Raw genomic sequence first — 18,717 nt, 5'->3', positions numbered from 1 at the left:
AATATGAACAGGAACGGCGCTCCTGAAATCACAAAGTTGACACAGATGGACAGCCGACCTTTAACACATTGAGCGGCCGGATGTTTTTCCTCCATGGCAATTCAGTATTTGGCATATGAAAAAAGACGATAAAATATATGTTGCCGGCCATACGGGCATGGTGGGCGGCGCGATTGCCAGAAGTCTCAAGGACCGCGGATACACACAGGTGGTCTTGCGCACCCGTCGGGAACTGGACCTGACAAATCGCGCTGACGTCGATGCGTTTTTTGCCGGCGCCGACATTGATTATGTATTTCTGGCGGCGGCGATGGTCGGCGGGATCATGGCGAATGAGACGAAAGGCGGCGATTTTCTCAGGGAAAATTTATATATACAAACAAATGTCATTGACGCGGCTTATCGCGGCGGCGTCCGTAAGCTGATGTTTCTGGGGTCCAGTTGCATTTATCCAAAACATGCAACGCAGCCCATATCCGAAGACAGTTTGCTGACGGGTCCCCTGGAGCCGACAAATCTTCCCTACGCCGTTGCAAAAATAGCCGGGAAAGCGATGTGCGACGCCTACCGCAAACAATACGGGTTTGACGCTGTGACAATCATGCCGTGCAACATTTACGGCGTTGGCGATAATTTTCATCCCGAGGACAGTCATGTTGCGGCGGGTTTGATGCGCCGGTTTCATGAAGCGAAGCTGGCGGGAAAAACAGAAATTACCGCCTGGGGCTCAGGCGCGCCGCTGCGCGAATTTTTATATGTTGATGATCTCGCCGACGCGTGTCTTCACGTGATGGATAACGCAGCGGACATCGACATGATCAATGCAGGGTCCGGCGAGGAAATTTCCATAAAGGACCTGGCCGATCTGGTCGCACAGACCGTGGGCTATCACGGCCGGATTACATGGGACAGCTCAAAACCTGACGGCGCGCCCAGAAAGGTGATGGACAGCGGCAAAATCCGCGCCTTGGGGTGGACGCCGAAAACCGGCCTTCGCGACGGGCTTGAAAAAATGTATGCGTTCTATCGGCAAACAGAAACAAAACAATGACATGCGCAGGCGTTTTGCTCGTTATCATTCCTGTAACGGAATTTGCCGGCGGCGCGGCGATTGTCGATAATCATGCAAAACCGGCTGGAACAATATAAATGAGTCAACGCCCGCTGGTTTCAGTGATCATCGTGAATTTTAACGCAGGCGAGCGGCTCGCGCGTTGTCTTGATTGCCTTGAGCAGCAATCGTTCACCGATTTTGAGACAATTGTTTACGACAACAACTCCGAAGACGACTCATTGGTTTGCGCGCGCCTGCCGGAGCGCAAGGCGCGCATTATCCGCTCCCCGGAAAATAGAGGCTTCGCAGCGGCGAATAATGCAGCCGCGCGCGAAGCCGGAGGGGGATGGATCGCACTTTTAAACCCTGACGCATACCCGCAGCCGGATTGGCTGCGCCGCCTGGTTGAGGCCGCCGAACGGCGCGCTTCGGCCGATGCTTTCGGTTCGTTGCAACTGGATGCGGCGCGGCCTGATTATGTGGATGGCGCCGGCGATGTCTGCACCGTATTTGGCGTGGCTTATCGCGGCGATGCTGGGCGCTTGAAAGCGCAATATCCCGATGAAGCGGAATGTTTCGCGCCGTGCGCCGCGGCGGCGCTTTATCGCAAGGATACGTTTCTTCGTCTTGGCGGTTTTGACGAAAGCTTTTTCTGCTATGGCGAAGATATCGATTTTGGTTTCCGCCTGCGCAGCGCCGGCGGAATAGCCGTGCAAGTCAATCAGGCTGTCGTCCTGCATGAAGGCTCCGGCGTGACCGGCCGCCGAAGCGCTTTTACGACCTATTATGGGCATCGCAATCGTATCTGGCTTTATTATAAAAACATGCCGCCGGCGCTGTATGTTCTGACGGCGCCGTTGCGCATCTTGATGGATCTGGCGTTGCTGGCGAAATACCTGCCTCAGGGGCTGGCGGGGACCTATCTGAAAGCGATTTTTGACGGGTATAAAGGGCTGTCAAAACTCAATCGAAAGCGAAAAGAGATTGCAGCGATGCGGCGCGAAAGCCGCGCGCGTATTGCGCCTCTCCTTTGCTGGTCGCCGATTAAAACTTTCAGGCGGTCTATTGACTTGCGGCCAATTGATCAGCAAGGCGAGGAGAGCGTGAACAGAATACAGCTTGCCGGTCGCAAATGACTTCGCCGAAATTTGTCATATCCGTCCCGATCGGGGCCTATCATCCCCTGTTGCGCGATTGCCTGCAAAGTCTTGCTGTTCAGGAGCCAAAACCGGCTGTCGCCATTCTTGACGCGTCTGGCGATGCGCGCGTCGCCGAAGTGATCGCCGAATTTGCGGATATGGCTGTATATCATCGCGCGGGGCCGGATGGGGGGCAGTCCGATGCGATTGTCGAGGGCTGGAACCACGTTGACGGCGATATACTCGGCTGGCTGAACGCCGATGACGCGCTTTATCCCGGCGCGCTGCGGCTTGCGGCGCGCCAGTTTGAAAAAAATCCTGATACGGATTTGTTTTACGGGCACAGCTTGATCATTGATGATAACGAAGCTGTCAAGGGATATCACTGGGCGGTTGAGCCGCCGAGCGAAACCATACTCTCGGGCGATATTATCTCCCAGCCCTCCTGTTTTTTTCGCCGGAAAAAAATCGACGAGATTGGCGGCCTCAACCGTGATCTTCATTACACGATGGATTGGGATTTATGGGTTCGGCTCTGGCGGGCGGAGGCGCGATTTGACTATACCGAAGAGGTGCTATCAAGGGTCTTGTGGAGCAGCGACGCCAAGACAGGCGGTTTTAATCGCGCGAGACGCAAAGAACTGGAACGTATTATCGGGGCGAGCAGCGGCCTGGCGCGCCGGATGAAAAGCCGCGCGGGATTTGCGCTCCATCACCTTTTTGAATACGCCACCCCGGCTTTTGCGGCCAACGCCCTGCGCGGACTGCCCTTGCGGCGTATGCGGACTATCAACGGGCTGGATCGGCTTGGCCGCTTTCAGGACACGGCAAGCCTGCCGCTTGTCCACTACCGCCCGCACAATATGAAAGGCCTGACGGTCAATATTCAGGCGACATCGCCGGTATCGATCAGTGCGGGCGGGGCCACTCTTGAAGCCGCAGGCGCCGGCGCGCATGCGCTTTTGTTCGATGCGCAAGGGTGCGAAACCTTCACGTTGAGGCTGGAGAACCATGGCGGGAAGCCGGCGAAGCTCGTCAGCGTGCAGTGGCGCGACTAATCGCTTTTCGCGCTAAAACGGCGATTTGAATTCGCGCCAGGACGGCGCTTTCGCGTCTTTTTCGGAAAGCGACGCTTCGCCCGCCGAAAGCCCCCAGTCGATCGCGAGGTCGGCGTCATCCCATTTCACAGAGCCGTCGCTGGCGCCGTCGTAAAAAGCGTCGACCTTATAGGCGACTTCCGTATCCGGCTCGAGCGTAACGAAGCCGTGGAGGAAGCCCTTCGGCACGAAAATCTGGACGCCGTTCTCAGCGGAAAGTTCCGCCTTTACCCACTGGCCGAATGTGGCGGAGGTTTCGCGCGCATCCACGGCGACATCGATCACGGCGCCGCGCAGGACGCGGACCAGCTTTGCCTGCGCATGCGGCGGCGCCTGATAATGCAGGCCGCGCACGGTTCCTTTCTTTACCGAAAAGGAATGATTGTCCTGGACGAAGTCGCAGCCGATACCCGCCTCCTTGAAGGCGCGCGCGTTGTAGGTTTCGGAAAAAAAACCCCGGTCATCGGAAAAGCGGCGCGGCGTAATCAGTTTGACGTCGGGGATGTCGAGCGCGGTAACGTCCATAGAAAAAAATCCTGCTTGATAAAACTTTGGCTGATGAACCGCAGGCGGCGGCGATTTGCAAGCGCGCGCCATCATGAGCCGGTTTTCCCCAAGTGGTTTCGGAAAAAAACCGGGAAATCTGCGACACACCGTATCTTGCGGGCGTATTCAAAAGCAGGCACAAGATAAGGTAGTAACGCGACATGGTCGCGAATGTTGAAACCACCAGGATCAGGACGTTCCCATGCTTCACGCAGCCGAAACGACCCCGTCTCTACCGGGTCTATTGACCCCGTCCCACGCTTACAAGCCGTTTCGTTACCCATGGGCGTACGACTTCTGGAAGCGCCAGCAGCAAGTTCACTGGATGCCGGAGGAGGTGCCGCTGGGCGAGGACTGCAAGGACTGGGCGAACAATCTCGACGACGCCGAGCGCAATTTGCTGACGCAGATTTTCCGGTTTTTCACCCAGTCGGATATTGAGGTGAACGACAACTACATGGAGCGTTACGCGCGCGTCTTCAAACCCACCGAAGTGAAGATGATGCTGTCGGCGTTTTCCAACATGGAAACGATTCACGTCGCCGCCTACGCGCTGCTTCTGGAAACCATCGGGATGCCCGAGTCGGAATTCTCGGCGTTTCTCGAATATGAAGCCATGCGCGACAAACATGATTTCATGCAAAAGTTTGGCGTTGAGTCGAACGAAGACATTGCGCGCACCCTCGCCATGTTCGGCGCATTTACCGAAGGGCTGCAGCTATTCGCTTCGTTTGCGATGCTGATGAACTTTCCGCGCTTCAACAAGATGAAGGGCATGGGCCAGATCGTCACCTGGTCGATCCGCGATGAGTCGCTGCATTGCGAGGGGATGATCAGAATGTACCATGCTTTCGCCAAGGAAACGGGATGCGTCACCAAAGCCGTGGCTGACGATATTGTGGCGTGTTGCGAAACCGTCGTCGCGCTGGAAGACAAGTTTATCGATCTCGCTTTTGAAATGGGCCCGGTGCAGGGCATGACGGCGCAGGATATCAAAAATTATATCCGTTACATTGCGGACTGGCGGCTGGGCCAGCTTGAGTTGCCGAAACTTTACGGCGTGGAAAAGCATCCGCTGCCCTGGCTTACGGAAATTCTGAACGGCGTTGAGCATGCGAATTTCTTTGAGGCGCGCGCAACGGAATATTCAAAAGCGGCCACAAAAGGCGAATGGCACGGCGATGAAGGCGTCTGGTCGAACTTTGATACGATGATGCAAAAGCGGAAATCGGCGGCGTCGGCTTGAATATGCGCCGCGGCGGGCGGAAAAGCGTCAGCATTTAAGTTTTGACTTTATTCGCCGTTCGCGCTTAGCGACTGTTTGCATGGACCATCGCATTGTTGTTTTCACCGTTCACAAGGCGGCGTCGCTCGGCGTTTACGACGTGATGCGCCGCGTGGCGATGCTGGAAAAATGGCCGCTCTACTCCGCAAATCTTCAAAACGCGAATTTGATTGAGCCGGTCAGGGCGCGGGACCGCGAATTCTACCAGCAGCTTGAAGGCAAGAAAGGCTTAGTGGGACCTGTGCGCATGCCCGTGGCGCTTGACGCCGAAACAATCAAAAACGACCGGTTCATATTGCATCTTCGTGATCCGCGCGATGTTCTAGTTAGTATGTTTTATTCTTTCAGTTTCAGTCATCCTGGCGTCGATGAATCGCTGCGCGAGGAGCGCCGGCAAATGGGCGTGAATAAATTCGCGCTCGAGAACAGCGCGCAGCTGAAACGAAAATACGAACTTTATATAAGAGATGTTTTACCGCTGCCCCGGACCACGTTTTTAAAATACGAAACTTTCGTCCGTAATCGGCCTGAATGGATGAGGGCGTTTTTGACGGCGCTGGAGCTTAACCCGAAATCATGGCGGTATCGCCTGATGGGCTGGCGCAACCCGGCGGCGAAAGTGCGCGAGGAAAATATTCACGCGCATATCCGAAAGGCGGCGCCCGGCGACTATCTGGAAAAACTGACGGACGAAACGCGCGCGGCGCTGAATACGGATTGGGAACCCATCCTGACAAAACTGGACTACAGCTTATAGGCGGCTTTCGCGATAAAAAATTGCATGCCGAAAAGGGCCGGAACGCGCTTGCAGCGTTTTGGCATAAGGGAGCGCTGTCGCCGGAATATCCGGCCAGGTTCAGAAGAATCCGGAAAAAGCGCGCGCCAGCGGTCATAGACCGGAATGGCGCGCCCGCCGGCAAATCAATTCCTGTTTGTTTGCGCGCGCATGCGTATGGGCGGTGTGGACAAGCCGCGCACATCTATTCATATTCCGCGGAAATTATTTGGCCCTTCAAGATACAGCGACGACAAAGGCAAAATCCCCATGTCCAACGATCCGGAACGCATTACGATCCTCGCCCGCGAATTTACAGCCGCCGCTCTGGAGTTTCACCGGGGCAAAATGGCGGAAAAGGGGTATCGCATGGAAGGCTCCATCACGCCGCGTATTTTTAAAATGATCGAGGGCATGGATCCGCCGAAAGATATTTTCGAAGGCGAGACGTTGTTCGCCGTGACATTCGTCAAGAAAGACTGACGCCCCGGAATTTACTGAGTTTCGTTACGCCGCCGCCCCGCGCGGGCGTCGCGCCCGCGGGCTGCGTTCTGTTGTATTCGACTTTTGGGACGGTCTGATTTAGGTTTGCGGCCTCGCATCCCTTTCAGGCAACCCCCTCAATTTTCATGATCGCAGCGCTCAACGACCTTCTCTGGAGTAAAATTCTGATCTTTGTGCTCATTCCGCTGGGCCTGTGGTTCACGGTGCGCTCGGGGTTTGTGCAGTTCCGGTTTTTCGGCCGGATGTTTTCGATTTTCGGCGATGCTTTCCAGCATGAAAGCGACAAGCCCACATCATTCCAGGCGCTGGCGCTTTCCATCGCGGGCCGCGTGGGCGCCGGCAATATCGCAGGCGTCGCCGTCGCGATCACGCTGGGCGGTCCGGGCGCGGTATTCTGGATGTGGGTTGTCGGCCTGCTCGGTATGGCGACAAGCTTTTTTGAGTGCACGATCGCGCAGCTCTATAAGCAGCTTGAACCGGACGGTAATTTCCGCGGCGGCCCCGCTTTTTATATCCGGCGCGGCCTCGGGAAACGTTTCGGCGGGGCGGCCGGGATCATGGCCGGCGTCTATTCCATCCTCCTGCTGGTCGCGTTCGGGATATCCTTCAACATCTTGCAAAGCTATGCGGCGTCGGCGTCGATCGAAGGCGCGTTCGGCGTGCCGCCAATCGCTACGGGCGCCGTGCTCGCCATCCTGACGGGCATCGTCATTTTCGGCGGCATCGGGCGCATCGCCAGCGTTGTTGAAATTGTCGTTCCCGTCATGGCGGTGAGTTATATCGCGCTGGCGCTGTTTATCGTCATCACGCGCGCCGCCGATCTGCCTGGCGTTTTCAGCCTGATCGTCACCAGCGCTTTTGGGTTGAACGAAGCGATCGCCGGCGGGATTGGCGGCGCCATCATGCTTGGCGTCCAGCGCGGTCTTTTTTCAAACGAGGCGGGGCTCGGTTCAGCCCCGAACGTGGCGGCCGTTGCTTATGTTCCGCACCCGGCCAATCAGGGCATGGTGCAGGCGCTGTCGGTATTCATCGATACGGCGATTATCTGCACATGTACGGCGTCGATCATTTTGCTGTCAGGCGTCGACTTTATGGATGAGGCGGCCGATGGGGTGATTTTGACCCAGGCCGCGCTTGACGATCATGTGGGCGCATGGGCCGATGATTTTATTGCGGTCGCGCTGTTGCTGTTCGTGTTCTCGTCAATCATGTACAACTATTTCCTCGGCGAGACCGCGCTCGATTTCTTTTTCAATGACGACAAGCGCGTGTTCAACATCTTCAAAGTGGTCACGCTGGGGCTCGTCCTGTTCGGCTCGACGCGCGACCTGGCGAGCGCGTTCGGTTTCGCCAATGCGGGGATGGGCCTTCTGGCGCTGTTTAACCTCTTTGCGCTGGTTTTGTTGTTTCCCATTGGCTTGCGCGTGATGAAGGATTTCGACCGGCAGCTGAAACAGGGGCTCGACCCTGTCTTCGACCCGAAGGATTTCGCCGACCTCGAGATCGACGAAAAAGCATGGGCCTATGAAGACAAGGAACAGGCGCTGCTTGAGAAGAAACGCAGCGTTGAAGCCGGCCTCTAGATTTCTCCGCCGGTCAGCCGTCCGTAAAGATCGGGCCGCCGGTCTCTGAAGAAACCCCAGCTCGCGCGCCGTTCCGTCAAATGGTCAAGATCGACCGTTGCGGCTGCAAAGCCTTCCTCATCGCGTCCCATATCCGCGATAAAATCACCGCCGTCATCGACGATGAAAGATGATCCGTAAAAAATCTGCCCGTCTTCATCGCCAATGCGGTTCGCCGCCGCTACGGGAACGACATTGGAGACGGCGTGTCCCGTCATCGCCCGGCGCCAGCGCTCGCGCGTATCGAGCGAGGGATTTTCCGGCTCCGAACCGATGGCGGTAGGATAAAACAGAACCTCCGCCCCCATCAGCATCATGGCGCGGGCGGCTTCTGAAAACCATTGATCCCAGCAAATGCCGACGCCGAGACGGCCGAATTTCGTGTTCCAGACTTTAAAGCCCGTGGCGCCGGGGCGGAAATAAAATTTTTCCTCGTAACCCGGACCATCGGGAATATGGCTTTTGCGGTAAAGGCCGAGAAGGGCGCCGTCCGCATCGACGGTAACGAGGCTGTTGTAATATTCCTGCCCGTCGCGTTCAAAAATTGACAGGGGCAGGACAACGCCCAGCTCTTTTGCGAGGGGCGCGAGCGCCGTCACAACCGGATGTTCCTTGTAAGGATAGGCCGTTGTGAAATGCGCGGTGTCTTCTGTCTTGCAAAAATAAGGTCCCTGAAACAGCTCAGGCGGCAGGATGACCTGTGCGCCGTCTTTTGCGGCGGCGCGCGCCAGCGTTTCAACTTTTGCGATGTTCGCGGCCATATCGTCGCCGAAACCGGCTTGCAATACGGCGATACGAAGCGTGCGGGCCATAATGGGGCTCTCCTGATCTATGGCTTGACGCATAGCGAGCCGGCGCCATTGTTTCAATCGCTCCGTCAAGAAAGGCGCCGGCATGGCGAAACTCGATATCTACTGGTCGTTCCGCAGCCCTTATTCCTATCTGGCCATCGACCGGCTTTGCGCCATTGCGCAAGATTACGACGTCGAAACGCGGTTTCGCCCCGTGCGCCCGCTCGCCTTGCGCGAGCCCGACTTTTTTGAAAAGGGCAGAAAGCAATTTCTGCCCTATCTGTTCAAGGATGTTTTACGGGAGGCGCAGCGGTTGGGGCTGGCGTTTGCGCCGCCAAGCCCCGATCCGATTGACATGGATATGGCGAGCGGAAAGGTGGCGCCGGATCAACCCTTGATGACGCGCATCATGGCGCTCGCCATTGGCGCTTGCGAACGCGAAAAGGGAATGGAATTTGCGCGCGCCGCCGCTTATCGCATCTGGTCGGGCGCAGCGTGGTCGGATGATGAGGCGCTGCGATCGATTTGCGCCGAAGCCGGGCTTGAACTTGATGACCTTGAAAGCTGGGCGAAGGAAAACCGCGCTGCGATTGCTCAGCGGATCGGGCAAAATGAAGCCGCGCAGCTTGAGCATCACTGGGGCGTGCCGTTGATGGTGCTGGATGGGGAGCCGTTTTTCGGGCAGGACCGGATCGATTCTCTTCGCTGGCGCTTCGATCAGCGTCAGCTTAAGCATTCGTAACCCGGCGTGGACGCATGGCTGTATTGGTCCTATGTTTGACGTCAATGAAACCGGAGGCTGCCAGTGCTGAAAAAGTTGATCGTTCTGTTCCCTGCGCTCGCCCTTGCGGCCTGCGCGACAATTTCGCCGCGTCTCGCGATAGAAAACCGCTTTGTCGAACTGGGTCTGTCCGAACGGCGGGCCGAATGCATGGCGAACGAGCTCGACAGGCGCCTTGACCGCAGCGACATGAACGCGGTCGCCGATTTTGTCGGCGAGTTGAATGCTGCGGACACGACCGGCAACGTCATCGACGCGCTGCTCGGGATCGACAACGCCCGCGCCGCCGGGGCGATCGCAACAGCCGGCGTTTCCTGCGCCTTTTAATCAAGCGATGCACTGGACCGATACGCGTATTCCCGCCTCGAGCGGCTTTCTGGCGGACGGGTTTTCATCCGTCGGCTCGGGCTTTGCGCAAAATTTTGAAGAGGGCCTGGAACTTGGCGCCTCGTTTGCGGTGATGATCGATGATGAACTGGTTATCGATATTCGCGGCGGTTTTTCAGACAAGGCGAAAGAGACGCCCTGGGATGAAACGACGCTCGCCTGCATCTATTCCAGCGGCAAGGCGGTTCTGTCATTGCTGATCGCGCGCGAGGTCTCCAGCGGCAGACTCGACTATGACAGGCCTGTCGCCGAATACTGGCCCGAATTCGCCGCGGCGGGAAAAGATGACATCACGATCGCGCAAATGCTCTCGCATCAGGCCGGCCTTCCCGGCTTTCCGGATGAAATGCCGCCGGAAACCTGGCTCGACTGGGAGGCGATAACGCAAAAGCTCGCCGCCATGGCGCCGTTATGGGCGCCCGGAAGGGCAAATGGATATCATCCGCAAACGGTCGGTTTTATCGCCGGCGAAGTGTTGCGGCGCGTCACCGGAAAAACCGTCGGCCAGCTGGTGGCGGAATTCGACCTTCAGATATTCTGCGGCATGGGGGCCGATCAGGCGGCGCGCGCGGCTTATATGCCGAAACCGCCAAAGGCGCCGGATCTTGGCGTGCTGAACGAGTTTACGAAACTGGCGTTTTTGAAAAAATGGTCGGCGCCGGCGCGCGTCGCCCGCGAAGACTGGATGGCGGCGGAGCTGCCCGCGTCCAACATGCACGCCGACGCGCGGTCGCTGGCGGCGATCGTGCACCCTTTCGTCAATGGCGGAAAATGGGACGGCGATCCTTATCTGGACGAAGCCGCCATCGCGGCGGCGTTGAAGGAGCGCATCCGCGGCGACGATCTGGTGCTGCCGTTTCATCTGTCTTGGTCCGCAGGGCTCATGCGCAATATCAACGGACATTTCGGACCCAATGAAAACGCTTTCGGTCACGCCGGCTTTGGCGGATCGTGCGTCATTGCCGATCCGGAGCACAATCTCACCGCCGCCTATGTGATGAATAAAATGTCGCCTTATCTCGTCGGCGATCCGCGCGCGGTGCGGCTGCTCGACGCGGTTTATCAAAGTCTTTGATTAAAATTTGACGCGAAAATCCACGCTGACAAAAGCGGGCTGCGGATAGCCCGGCATGACCTTGGCCATGTTGCGGCTTTCATCGAGATGCGCCCTGCGGCGCACCGTGTCCGCCCTTGCGCGCCGCGTCACGGCCATCATTTCCACGCGCGCATTGGCGAGTTTCAATGACGCCACGGTTCTGGGCTTTGCATTGAACGGCTGCTGGTGTTTCAGATCGCCCGCCGCCGCCTGCGATCCGGCAAAGAGCGTGAGCAAAACCATCACTCCTGTTACACGCATCCGACCCTCCTCGTTACTGCATCCGAGGCGAAGCGTGGCAGTTGCGGATAACCGAAACGTGAGGGCGCGGGGCGGAATTTATCTCAAACCGGAGGGGAAATTTCTGTCAAATTAAGCTGAAAATCGACGGTTCAGCCAATCGATCATCAGCGCGTTTGTTTCGTCCGGTTTTTCCCGCATGATCCAGTGGCCGCAATTGGCGACGATATGTTTTTCAAGATCGGGAACAATTTTTTCCATAGCGTCCGCACTCTCCGGCGGCAGGAACAGATCGAGTTCGGCGCCGATCCATAATGCGGGCGCGTAGACCGTCTGGTCGCGATCTTTCATCGTTTCCCAGTTGCGATCAATGTTGCGATAGAGATTGACGCCGCCGCGAAAGCCGCTTTTTTTATAAGCGTCCACATAAACCTGAAGATCAGTAAGGGGAACAATCAGGTCGGCCGCGTCAGGTTCCGGCGCGCCGCGGAACCGGCCCGGCAGATCGTAAATGCGCGGAACGAGGCTCGCCCAGCGCTCTTTTGGCGCCGGGCGCTGGAATATCAGCCTGAAGAACCGGTCAGGATCGCTTTCAAACAACGCTTCAGCAACGCCGTCTTCCTGAAATTGAACGATATAATGAGCGTCGCCAAATCGTTTCCTGAATATCGCCAGCGGCGGCGCCGGCGGGCAGGGCAGGACTGGCGTGCACAGACCGATGACGCCCGCCACGCGGCCGGGATGGCGCTGCGCCATGGCCCAGACAAGCGCGCCGCCCCAGTCATGGCCGCAAAAAATCGCCTTTTCGATGGAAAGCGCATCGAGGAGCGCGCAAAAATCGCCCGTCATATGCGCCGCATCATAAAGCGCCGGGTCTTCTGGCGCATCCGATGCGCCGAACCCTTTCAGATCCAGCGCGATCACGCGAAACCCCGCATCGCTGAGCGGCCCGATCATGTTTTTCCATGAGTAAGCGATTTCCGGCCAGCCGTGCACGAGCATGATGGGCGGCCGGCGCCGCGCAGGGTCGCCGTCCCTTTCATAAACCGCAAGGTTCACATCGCCGGCGGCGATCATTCGGGCGTCCGGGAATTCAGTCATGGCGTCATGATCAAATGAAGCCGGCGGCCCTGCAAGTCTTTTTTCATGTGCGGCGGGTGCGTTTGAACGTTGTCCACAAAAATGGATCGGCTATTGATACGCGGATGAGCGAGAACGAAAAATTCGAAGCGCCGCCCGGCTGGCGGCTCTCAACATTCAAGGATACGTTCGGCGGCCACGCCGGGCCCTTTTATTTTCGCGAGGAGGGACCGACGCCCGGCGTCGGCTTTTTTTCGCGGTCCATTCACGCCAATCTCGGCGGGGTTATCCATGGCGGGATGCTGATGACGCTCGCCGACATGTCGCTGTTTGACATCTGCTTTCGCAAGGCGGGTTCGTTTCGCGGCGTGACCGTTACGATGAACGCGGAATTTTTACGGCCGGGACCGTGCGGCTGTTTCATTGAGGCGACGGGCGAGACGACCGCCATCGGCAAGCGCATGTTGTTTGCGCGCGGGCTGGTGACGGCGGAAGGCAAGGCGCTTTTGAGTTTTTCGGGCAGCCTCAAACGGATCGACTGACTTTTCGCCGGTTCTCGCGAAAGGCGTCGCCGCTGTAGATGGCGAGCGCCGACCAGATCAGCCCGAAGCAGACGGCGTGATAGAGCGTAAAGGTCTCGCCAAAATAAACGCCGAGGAGGAGCTGCAGGGTCGGCGTGATATATTGCAGGAGCCCCAGCGTCGTCAGGCGCAGCCGCCGCGCCGCCAATGCGAACATCACGAGCGGGACGACCGTCACCGGCCCGGCGAGGACGAGAAGGACGTCAATGGCGCCGGCGCCGTTCAGGAACGCCGCCTCGCCCGCCTGCATCAGCCAGAGCACATAGACAAACGCCATGGGCGACAAAAGCAGCACTTCGATGAACAGGCCGGGCATGGCGCCGACATTGGTCGTCTTGCGGATATAGCCATAGGCGGTGAACAAAACCGCCAGGCTCAGCGAAATGATCGGAAAGACGCCGGCGCCGACGGTCAGGACTGCGACCCCGGCGGCGGCGAGACAGACGGCGACGATCTGCGCCGTCCTCAGGCGTTCGCCGAGAATGAAAACGCCGGCCGCCACATACATGAGCGGATTGATGTAATAGCCGAGGCTGGCTTCGATGATGCGTTCATTGACGACCGCCCATACGTAAATCAGCCAGTTCAGGGAAATCGCCAGCGCCGAGAGCGCCAGCATCCACAGGACGCGCTTGTCGCGCAGCGCCGCGAACACTTCCCGCCATTGCCGTCTCGTCGTGACGATGAGCGCGCCGAACGGAACCGACCAGAAAATCCGGTGACACAGTATTTCCAGCGCCGACACGCCGTTGAGCGCCTTCAGATAGATCGGCATGGCGCCCCACAGCACATAGGCGGCGAGCCCTGTCAGCAGTCCCGCTTTCAGCGCGGCGTCGGCGGCGTCTTTATCGGTAATCGCGTTTTTTTCGGCGTTCTGCATCCGGGCGGTCCGTTTCACGGGAGATCAGTAGCTGCGCGGGAAAGGCGGCGCCACCCGGAATTTGCTGACGCCGTCAGGCGGCGTTTTTCAAAACGCCGCGATTGATAACAAGCTCTGCAATCTGGACGGCGTTCAACGCGGCGCCTTTGCGCAGATTGTCCGAGACGCACCAGAACGCCAGACCATTTTCCACTGTGGGATCGACCCTCAGGCGGCTGATAAAGGTGGCGAAATCGCCGACGCATTCGACCGGCGTGACATAGCCGCCGTCTTCGCGTTTATCGACCACCAGAATGCCCGGCGATTCGCGCAGGATTTCACGCGCCTCATCGTCCGAAAGCGGGTTTTCAAGCTCGACATTCACGGCCTCGCCATGGCCGACGAATGTCGGCACGCGCACGCAGGTTGCGGTCAGCTTGATCGACTTGTCGAGAATCTTTTTCGTCTCCGACGTCATCTTCCATTCTTCCTTGGTGAAGCCGTCTTCCATGAAGACATCGATATGCGGAATGACGTTGAACGCTATCTGTTTGGTGAATTTCTCCGCGCTCGGCGTATCATTGACGAAAATGCCTTTCGTCTGATTGAAAAGCTCGTCCATGGCGTCTTTGCCGGCGCCGGATGTTGATTGATAAGTCGAGACGACGACCCGCTTGATCGTCGCGGCGTCGTGCAACGGCTTCAGCGCCACCACAAGCTGTGCGGTGGAACAGTTCGGATTGGCGATGATGTTCTTTTTTATCTCGGTTACGGCGTCCGCGTTCACTTCCGGCACAATCAGGGGCACGTCCGGATCCATCCGGAAATGAGACGAATTGTCGATAACGATAGCGCCCGCCTTGGCGGCTTTGGGGCCCCACTCTTTGGCGACGGAACCGCCGGCGGCGAAAAGCGCAATATCTACGGTTGAAAAATCGAAGGTTTCCATATCCCGGCATTTCAGTTTTTTATCGCCGTAGGAAACTTCGCGTCCGATAGATTTACGCGAGGCGAGTGCAAAAACTTCGCTTGCGGGGAACAGGCGCTCTTCCATGATCGCCAGAACCTCCTGGCCTACATTGCCGGTCGCGCCGACAACCGCGACTTTGACTTCCATTGATCAATCTCCTTTTTGCGCCTGCGAAAAACGATTTCACAACGCTTATGTCAAGTCTGTGGAGCAAACTGCAGGATTTGCGTGTTAGCGCTCATCAATGAAGCAAAAAATGTCAATCTATCGATAGGCGCGCTATAAACGCCAACCCCTGAATACGCGAGGATATCAGGACCCGTTAATGCCGGACTTTTCCGATACGCAAGCCCTGCTCGACCTTCGAAACCTGGCGGTAGCGCTTGCGGTGGGGTTTCTGATCGGCTTTGAGCGCGAACACACGCACGCCGCAGAAAACAAACAGCGCACATTTGCAGGCGCCAGAACCTTTGCGCTGGTGGCGCTCAGCGGCGGGCTGACCGGTTTGTTCGGCGAAAGTTATCTGCTTGCGGCAGTGGCGTTGCTGATGATTGGCGCACTGACGGTTGCGGCCTATTGGGCTGCGGCCCGCGGCGGCGAGGACGGTTTCGGCGGCACTACGGAAGTCGCTATCGCCGTTGCGTTTCTTCTTGGTTTTTCCGCAACAAGAGGCTCTTTGCTGGTGGCGGCCGCCGGCGGCGTCGCCGCCGCGATCATCCTCAGCATCAAGCCGAGCGTTGAGAAGCTGGCGGACAGCTTAAGCTCCGAAGAATTATATGCGGCGCTCCGGCTGCTCGCGATTTCGATTATTATTTTGCCCGTACTGCCGAATGAAGGGTTCGGTCCTTACGAGGCTTTAAACCCGCGCGAGATCTGGCTGATGGTGGTGTTTATCAGCGGCCTGTCTTTTGTCGGTTACTGGCTGATCAAGATTGTGGGGCAGGATAAGGGGTTCTTGCTGACGGGGCTGGCCGGCGGGCTTGCTTCGTCAACGGCGACGACGCTGTCGCTTTCACGATTTGCAAAAGAGGGGGCGAATCCCGGTCAGGTCGCCGCCGGGGTGATCGCGGCGAATGTGGTGATGGTGATCCGTGTCGGGTTTCTCCTCGCCGCCGTTGCGCGCGACGTTCTGGCGGTGGTCACCCCGGCGCTTGTCGCCGCCGCCCTGACCGGCGCAGCCGCCGCCCTGTGGGTGTGGCGGCGCGAAAACAAAAAAGACGCAAACGGCAAAACGCTGGAGCTTGGCAATCCCATGGAGATTGTTCCCGCACTGATATTTGCAGCGCTTCTCGCCGTGATTACGCTGGCCTCGCGGTTCGGGATCGACCAGTTGGGCGAAAGCGGTCTGTTGCTGGTGGCTTTTATCTCCGGCCTCGCGGATGTTGACGCCATGACGCTGACGGCGGGCCGTCAGGCGGGCGTCGGCGATATCACCGCGACAATTGCCGCCTCGGCGGTCCTCGCCGCGGTTTTTTCCAACATTGTCGTCAAGGCCGGCATGGCCTGGTCGATCGGCGGCGCCGCCGCAGGTCGGACCGTGGCGATGGGGTTTGCCGCAATGGTCGCTGCGGGCGGCGGCGTATTCCTGCTGACCTGATTTTAAGCGAGCGAGGGTGCGCCGAAGGGGACAATCCTGTTTTGCGTATCGTGCCCGATATCGGCGCGGCCAAGATAGGCGACGCCATAGCGCGCGCACCAGTCCTTGACGATGTCTTCTTCCGTCTTGCCGAACGGCCGGTCATTTTCCGGAATGTCGCTGACGCGGCCCAGCATGATCCCGGCGGCGTTGCGCACGCCTTTGTCGCCCATGACCGAGAACATTGCGCGGTCGATGCGGTAAAGATATTCCGCAATGTCTTCCAGCATGATGACATGGCCGGACAAGTCCGGCATCCAGTCCGTGCCGGAAAGGTGCGCCAGGATCGTGATATTGAACGCGGCGAGCCTGACGCCGGCTTTGACGTTCGGCTCGAACGCAGAAGCGTCTTGATCGACAAGAAAAAGCAGCGCGCGGACAATGGCGTCTTCGCCGTTTTCGCGCCCCAGATCGGACGGCATCGGCCCGTGAACTGGGCGGCCAATCCCATCTTTATAAAGCCGCGCGAGCAGCGACCCGGCGTCGGAATAGCCGAGATAGGTTTTCGTGCGCGCGTGTTCGTTCAGTTGCGCAAAAATGCTTTCGTCAAGGCGGCAGGCGCCGTAGCCGCCGCGCGCAAACCACACGGCGTCATATTGCGGGTCGTTGGCGGCTTCGAGAAAGGCGGCGGAACGCTCCGCATCAGAACCGGCGAAATGCCCGGCCTCTAAAAAACACTGATCGTGAAAATGCAACGCTGCGCGATCGCCGAAGCGCGCCGCCGCAATTTCAGCGGTTTTGTCCGCCAGATCGCGGGTGACGGGCCCGCCGGGGCAGACAAGCGCGATATGTCTGGTGGTCTGCGTCATCGAACCTCGTTACCACTTATTACTTAATTTCGGTTACAGCGATCCGGTTATGAGTGAAACAAAAGACTATTTCTTCTGCGGCGTGGGCGGTTCAGGCATGCTGCCGCTGGCGATGATCGTCAAGGCGCGCGGCGCCCGCGTCGAGGGCTCCGACCGGGCGCTCGATCAGGGCCGGACCGGCGCGAAATTCGACTATTTGCGCACGCTCGGCGTTGCGCTGCACCCTCAGGACGGCTCCGGCGTCAGGCGCGACAGCCAGATTCTCGTCGCCTCCGCGGCGGTTGAGGACACCGTGCCGGATGTGGCGGCGGCGAACGCCGTTGGCGCGCGCCGGCTGAATCGCGCGGAATTGCTGGCGCAGCTGTTCAACGAATCCCCGCAGTCAATCGGCGTCGCGGGCACCAGCGGCAAGTCGACGACGACCGGCATGATCGGCTGGATTTTGCATCGCGCCGGAACATCGCCGACCGTGATGAACGGCGCGGTGATGAAAAATTTTGTCACGCCCGACGCGCTTTTCGCCAGCGCGCTTGTGGGCGAGGGCGACGCCTTCGTATCCGAAGTCGATGAAAGCGACGGCTCTATCGCCATGTTCCGCCCGACAGTCGCTGTGCTGAACAATATCGCGCTCGATCATAAATCCATGGACGAGCTGCGCGCGCTCTTCGGCGGATTTATCGGCGGCGCGCAAACGGCGGTGCTCAATCTTGACAATGACGAAACGGCGCTGCTGGCGGCGCGCCATGCGGGCGAAAAAACAACTTATTCCGTCACAGGAAAACACGCGGACCTTGTCGCCGAAAATATCACGCCTGAACCTTTCGGCGTTACGTTCGATGTTGTCGCGCGCGAGGGCGAGAAAGCGGCCGTCTCACTAAAGATGCCCGGCCGGCACAATGTCTCGAACGCGCTCGCGGCGATGGCGGCGGCCCGCGCCTGCGGCGTGACGCTGCAACAAGCGGCGAAGGCGCTTGCCGAATTCGAAGGCGTCAAGCGGCGCCTTGAATATGTGGGCGAGGCGGGAAAGATCACCGTCATCGACGATTTCGGCCACAACCCGGACAAGATCACGGCGAGCCTTAAAACCCTGCATGAATTTCCAGGGCGGCTCCTTGTCATGTTCCAGCCGCATGGTTTCGGGCCGCTGAAAAAAATGAAAGATGAGTTTGTGGCGACCTTCGCGGAACATCTTTCGCATGACGACATCCTGCTGATGCCGGAGCCGGTTTATTATGGCGGCACCACGGACCGCGCCGTTTCAAGCGGCGATATTGTTCAGGGCGTCGCTGCGGCGGGGCGGCGCGCCGAAGCGCTCGCGACCCGCGAGGCCTGCGGCGAAAGGCTGATCGAACTGGCCCGGCCCGGCGACCGGATTGTCGTTATGGGCGCGCGCGACGATACGCTCTCGATTTTCGCAAATGAATTGCTGCAAAATCTCGGCTAAACGCTATCAAGCATTGAGAAC

General features: G+C 58.4%; 20 protein-coding genes. 13 read left to right on the top strand and 7 right to left on the bottom strand.

The annotated features are described in order from the left end of the window. The first annotated feature begins 115 nt into the window (after positions 1-115). The 3 genes from ACQK2Q_RS13200 to ACQK2Q_RS13190 all read left to right on the top strand — a co-directional run bounded on the left by ACQK2Q_RS13200 (position 116) and on the right by ACQK2Q_RS13190 (position 3,251). A complete protein-coding gene (locus ACQK2Q_RS13200) occupies positions 116-1,051 on the top strand; it encodes a GDP-L-fucose synthase family protein (RefSeq protein ID WP_425410206.1) in 936 nt (311 codons plus the stop codon). A 98-nt stretch (positions 1,052-1,149) separates the two neighbouring features. Continuing rightward, entirely contained in the window at positions 1,150-2,190 is a 1,041-nt protein-coding gene (locus ACQK2Q_RS13195) for a glycosyltransferase family 2 protein (protein ID WP_425410205.1), read from the top strand. Continuing rightward, complete coding sequence (locus tag ACQK2Q_RS13190; RefSeq protein WP_425410204.1) at positions 2,187-3,251, top strand: glycosyltransferase; 1,065 nt, start codon at positions 2,187-2,189, stop codon at positions 3,249-3,251. The genes ACQK2Q_RS13195 and ACQK2Q_RS13190 overlap by 4 nt, the downstream gene beginning before the upstream one ends. Positions 3,252-3,263: 12 nt before the next feature. Here ACQK2Q_RS13190 and rfbC read toward each other — a convergent pair whose 3' ends face one another. Further along, entirely contained in the window at positions 3,264-3,815 is a 552-nt protein-coding gene (gene rfbC, locus ACQK2Q_RS13185) for a dTDP-4-dehydrorhamnose 3,5-epimerase (RefSeq protein ID WP_425410203.1), read from the bottom strand. A gap of 223 nt (positions 3,816-4,038) precedes the next feature. On the opposite strand from rfbC, the gene ACQK2Q_RS13180 reads away from it, so the two are divergent. The 4 genes from ACQK2Q_RS13180 to ACQK2Q_RS13165 all read left to right on the top strand — a co-directional run bounded on the left by ACQK2Q_RS13180 (position 4,039) and on the right by ACQK2Q_RS13165 (position 7,983). Beyond that, positions 4,039-5,082 carry a ribonucleotide-diphosphate reductase subunit beta gene (locus ACQK2Q_RS13180; RefSeq protein ID WP_425410202.1) on the top strand — a complete coding sequence of 348 codons (1,044 nt, stop codon included), beginning with the start codon at positions 4,039-4,041 and terminating at the stop codon, positions 5,080-5,082. 79 nt (positions 5,083-5,161) lie between these two features. After that, entirely contained in the window at positions 5,162-5,878 is a 717-nt protein-coding gene (locus tag ACQK2Q_RS13175; RefSeq protein WP_425410201.1) for a hypothetical protein, read from the top strand. A gap of 288 nt (positions 5,879-6,166) precedes the next feature. Further along, the gene (locus ACQK2Q_RS13170; RefSeq protein WP_425410200.1) at positions 6,167-6,379 is read left to right on the top strand and encodes an AMP nucleosidase; all 213 of its coding nucleotides are present in this window, start codon (positions 6,167-6,169) and stop codon (positions 6,377-6,379) included. A gap of 146 nt (positions 6,380-6,525) precedes the next feature. After that, complete coding sequence (locus tag ACQK2Q_RS13165; protein ID WP_425410199.1) at positions 6,526-7,983, top strand: alanine/glycine:cation symporter family protein; 1,458 nt, start codon at positions 6,526-6,528, stop codon at positions 7,981-7,983. Here the strand turns inward: ACQK2Q_RS13165 and aguB are convergent. Then, complete coding sequence (aguB, locus tag ACQK2Q_RS13160) at positions 7,980-8,834, bottom strand: N-carbamoylputrescine amidase (protein ID WP_425410198.1); 855 nt, start codon at positions 8,832-8,834, stop codon at positions 7,980-7,982. The two genes, ACQK2Q_RS13165 and aguB, sit on opposite strands and share 4 nt — an antisense overlap. 82 nt (positions 8,835-8,916) lie before the next feature. Between aguB and ACQK2Q_RS13155 the strand changes: the two genes are divergently transcribed. The 3 genes from ACQK2Q_RS13155 (at position 8,917) to ACQK2Q_RS13145 (ending at position 11,056) form a co-directional block, all read left to right on the top strand. Then, positions 8,917-9,555: a 2-hydroxychromene-2-carboxylate isomerase gene (locus ACQK2Q_RS13155; RefSeq protein ID WP_425410197.1), complete on the top strand. Its 639-nt coding sequence runs from the start codon at positions 8,917-8,919 to the stop codon at positions 9,553-9,555. Positions 9,556-9,618: 63 nt separating this feature from the next. Then, entirely contained in the window at positions 9,619-9,921 is a 303-nt protein-coding gene (locus tag ACQK2Q_RS13150; RefSeq protein WP_425410196.1) for a hypothetical protein, read from the top strand. A 7-nt stretch (positions 9,922-9,928) separates the two neighbouring features. After that, positions 9,929-11,056, top strand: coding sequence for a serine hydrolase domain-containing protein (locus ACQK2Q_RS13145; protein WP_425410195.1), 1,128 nt, complete (start codon positions 9,929-9,931; stop codon positions 11,054-11,056). Here the strand turns inward: ACQK2Q_RS13145 and ACQK2Q_RS13140 are convergent, their stop codons facing one another. Continuing rightward, positions 11,057-11,338: a hypothetical protein gene (locus ACQK2Q_RS13140; protein ID WP_425410194.1), complete on the bottom strand. Its 282-nt coding sequence runs from the start codon at positions 11,336-11,338 to the stop codon at positions 11,057-11,059. 111 nt (positions 11,339-11,449) lie between these two features. Continuing rightward, positions 11,450-12,418 carry an alpha/beta fold hydrolase gene (locus tag ACQK2Q_RS13135; RefSeq protein ID WP_425410193.1) on the bottom strand — a complete coding sequence of 323 codons (969 nt, stop codon included), beginning with the start codon at positions 12,416-12,418 and terminating at the stop codon, positions 11,450-11,452. A 104-nt stretch (positions 12,419-12,522) separates the two neighbouring features. On the opposite strand from ACQK2Q_RS13135, the gene ACQK2Q_RS13130 reads away from it, so the two are divergent. Then, the gene (locus tag ACQK2Q_RS13130; RefSeq protein WP_425410192.1) at positions 12,523-12,939 is read left to right on the top strand and encodes a PaaI family thioesterase; all 417 of its coding nucleotides are present in this window, start codon (positions 12,523-12,525) and stop codon (positions 12,937-12,939) included. On the opposite strand, the gene rarD is transcribed toward ACQK2Q_RS13130, so the two are convergent. Further along, positions 12,923-13,858 carry an EamA family transporter RarD gene (gene rarD / locus ACQK2Q_RS13125; protein ID WP_425410191.1) on the bottom strand — a complete coding sequence of 312 codons (936 nt, stop codon included), beginning with the start codon at positions 13,856-13,858 and terminating at the stop codon, positions 12,923-12,925. The two genes, ACQK2Q_RS13130 and rarD, sit on opposite strands and share 17 nt — an antisense overlap. 73 nt (positions 13,859-13,931) lie before the next feature. Continuing rightward, the gene (locus tag ACQK2Q_RS13120) at positions 13,932-14,954 is read right to left on the bottom strand and encodes an aspartate-semialdehyde dehydrogenase (RefSeq protein WP_425410190.1); all 1,023 of its coding nucleotides are present in this window, start codon (positions 14,952-14,954) and stop codon (positions 13,932-13,934) included. A gap of 178 nt (positions 14,955-15,132) precedes the next feature. Between ACQK2Q_RS13120 and ACQK2Q_RS13115 the strand changes: the two genes are divergently transcribed. Continuing rightward, positions 15,133-16,404, top strand: a complete 1,272-nt coding sequence (locus ACQK2Q_RS13115) for an MgtC/SapB family protein (RefSeq protein ID WP_425410189.1) — start codon at positions 15,133-15,135, stop codon at positions 16,402-16,404. Positions 16,405-16,406: 2 nt separating this feature from the next. Here ACQK2Q_RS13115 and ACQK2Q_RS13110 read toward each other — a convergent pair whose 3' ends face one another. Further along, the gene (locus ACQK2Q_RS13110; RefSeq protein ID WP_425410188.1) at positions 16,407-17,252 is read right to left on the bottom strand and encodes an LD-carboxypeptidase; all 846 of its coding nucleotides are present in this window, start codon (positions 17,250-17,252) and stop codon (positions 16,407-16,409) included. Between the two features lie 49 nt (positions 17,253-17,301). Here ACQK2Q_RS13110 and ACQK2Q_RS13105 point away from each other — a divergent pair, with 49 nt between their 5' ends. Continuing rightward, complete coding sequence (locus tag ACQK2Q_RS13105) at positions 17,302-18,696, top strand: UDP-N-acetylmuramate--L-alanine ligase (protein WP_425410187.1); 1,395 nt, start codon at positions 17,302-17,304, stop codon at positions 18,694-18,696. Positions 18,697-18,717: the final 21 nt, after the last annotated feature.

Origin of the sequence: Hyphococcus sp. (assembly GCF_965228385.1) — a bacterium.
Lineage (GTDB): Bacteria > Pseudomonadota > Alphaproteobacteria > Caulobacterales > Parvularculaceae > Hyphococcus.
This window is presented reverse-complemented; position numbering and strand designations above follow the sequence as displayed.

Coding starts and splice junctions, on each gene's coding strand:
- ACQK2Q_RS13140 (WP_425410194.1), bottom strand. CDS start 11,338: ATGCGTGTAACAGGAGTGATGGTTTTGCTCACGCTCTTTGCCGGATCG.
- ACQK2Q_RS13135 (WP_425410193.1), bottom strand. CDS start 12,418: ATGACTGAATTCCCGGACGCCCGAATGATCGCCGCCGGCGATGTGAAC.
- ACQK2Q_RS13200 (WP_425410206.1), top strand. CDS start 116: ATGAAAAAAGACGATAAAATATATGTTGCCGGCCATACGGGCATGGTG.
- ACQK2Q_RS13115 (WP_425410189.1), top strand. CDS start 15,133: ATGCCGGACTTTTCCGATACGCAAGCCCTGCTCGACCTTCGAAACCTG.
- ACQK2Q_RS13120 (WP_425410190.1), bottom strand. CDS start 14,954: ATGGAAGTCAAAGTCGCGGTTGTCGGCGCGACCGGCAATGTAGGCCAG.
- ACQK2Q_RS13180 (WP_425410202.1), top strand. CDS start 4,039: ATGCTTCACGCAGCCGAAACGACCCCGTCTCTACCGGGTCTATTGACC.
- ACQK2Q_RS13190 (WP_425410204.1), top strand. CDS start 2,187: ATGACTTCGCCGAAATTTGTCATATCCGTCCCGATCGGGGCCTATCAT.
- ACQK2Q_RS13175 (WP_425410201.1), top strand. CDS start 5,162: ATGGACCATCGCATTGTTGTTTTCACCGTTCACAAGGCGGCGTCGCTC.
- ACQK2Q_RS13165 (WP_425410199.1), top strand. CDS start 6,526: ATGATCGCAGCGCTCAACGACCTTCTCTGGAGTAAAATTCTGATCTTT.
- aguB (WP_425410198.1), bottom strand. CDS start 8,834: ATGGCCCGCACGCTTCGTATCGCCGTATTGCAAGCCGGTTTCGGCGAC.
- ACQK2Q_RS13110 (WP_425410188.1), bottom strand. CDS start 17,252: ATGACGCAGACCACCAGACATATCGCGCTTGTCTGCCCCGGCGGGCCC.
- ACQK2Q_RS13145 (WP_425410195.1), top strand. CDS start 9,929: ATGCACTGGACCGATACGCGTATTCCCGCCTCGAGCGGCTTTCTGGCG.
- ACQK2Q_RS13105 (WP_425410187.1), top strand. CDS start 17,302: ATGAGTGAAACAAAAGACTATTTCTTCTGCGGCGTGGGCGGTTCAGGC.
- ACQK2Q_RS13130 (WP_425410192.1), top strand. CDS start 12,523: ATGAGCGAGAACGAAAAATTCGAAGCGCCGCCCGGCTGGCGGCTCTCA.
- ACQK2Q_RS13195 (WP_425410205.1), top strand. CDS start 1,150: ATGAGTCAACGCCCGCTGGTTTCAGTGATCATCGTGAATTTTAACGCA.
- ACQK2Q_RS13155 (WP_425410197.1), top strand. CDS start 8,917: ATGGCGAAACTCGATATCTACTGGTCGTTCCGCAGCCCTTATTCCTAT.
- rarD (WP_425410191.1), bottom strand. CDS start 13,858: ATGCAGAACGCCGAAAAAAACGCGATTACCGATAAAGACGCCGCCGAC.
- ACQK2Q_RS13170 (WP_425410200.1), top strand. CDS start 6,167: ATGTCCAACGATCCGGAACGCATTACGATCCTCGCCCGCGAATTTACA.
- rfbC (WP_425410203.1), bottom strand. CDS start 3,815: ATGGACGTTACCGCGCTCGACATCCCCGACGTCAAACTGATTACGCCG.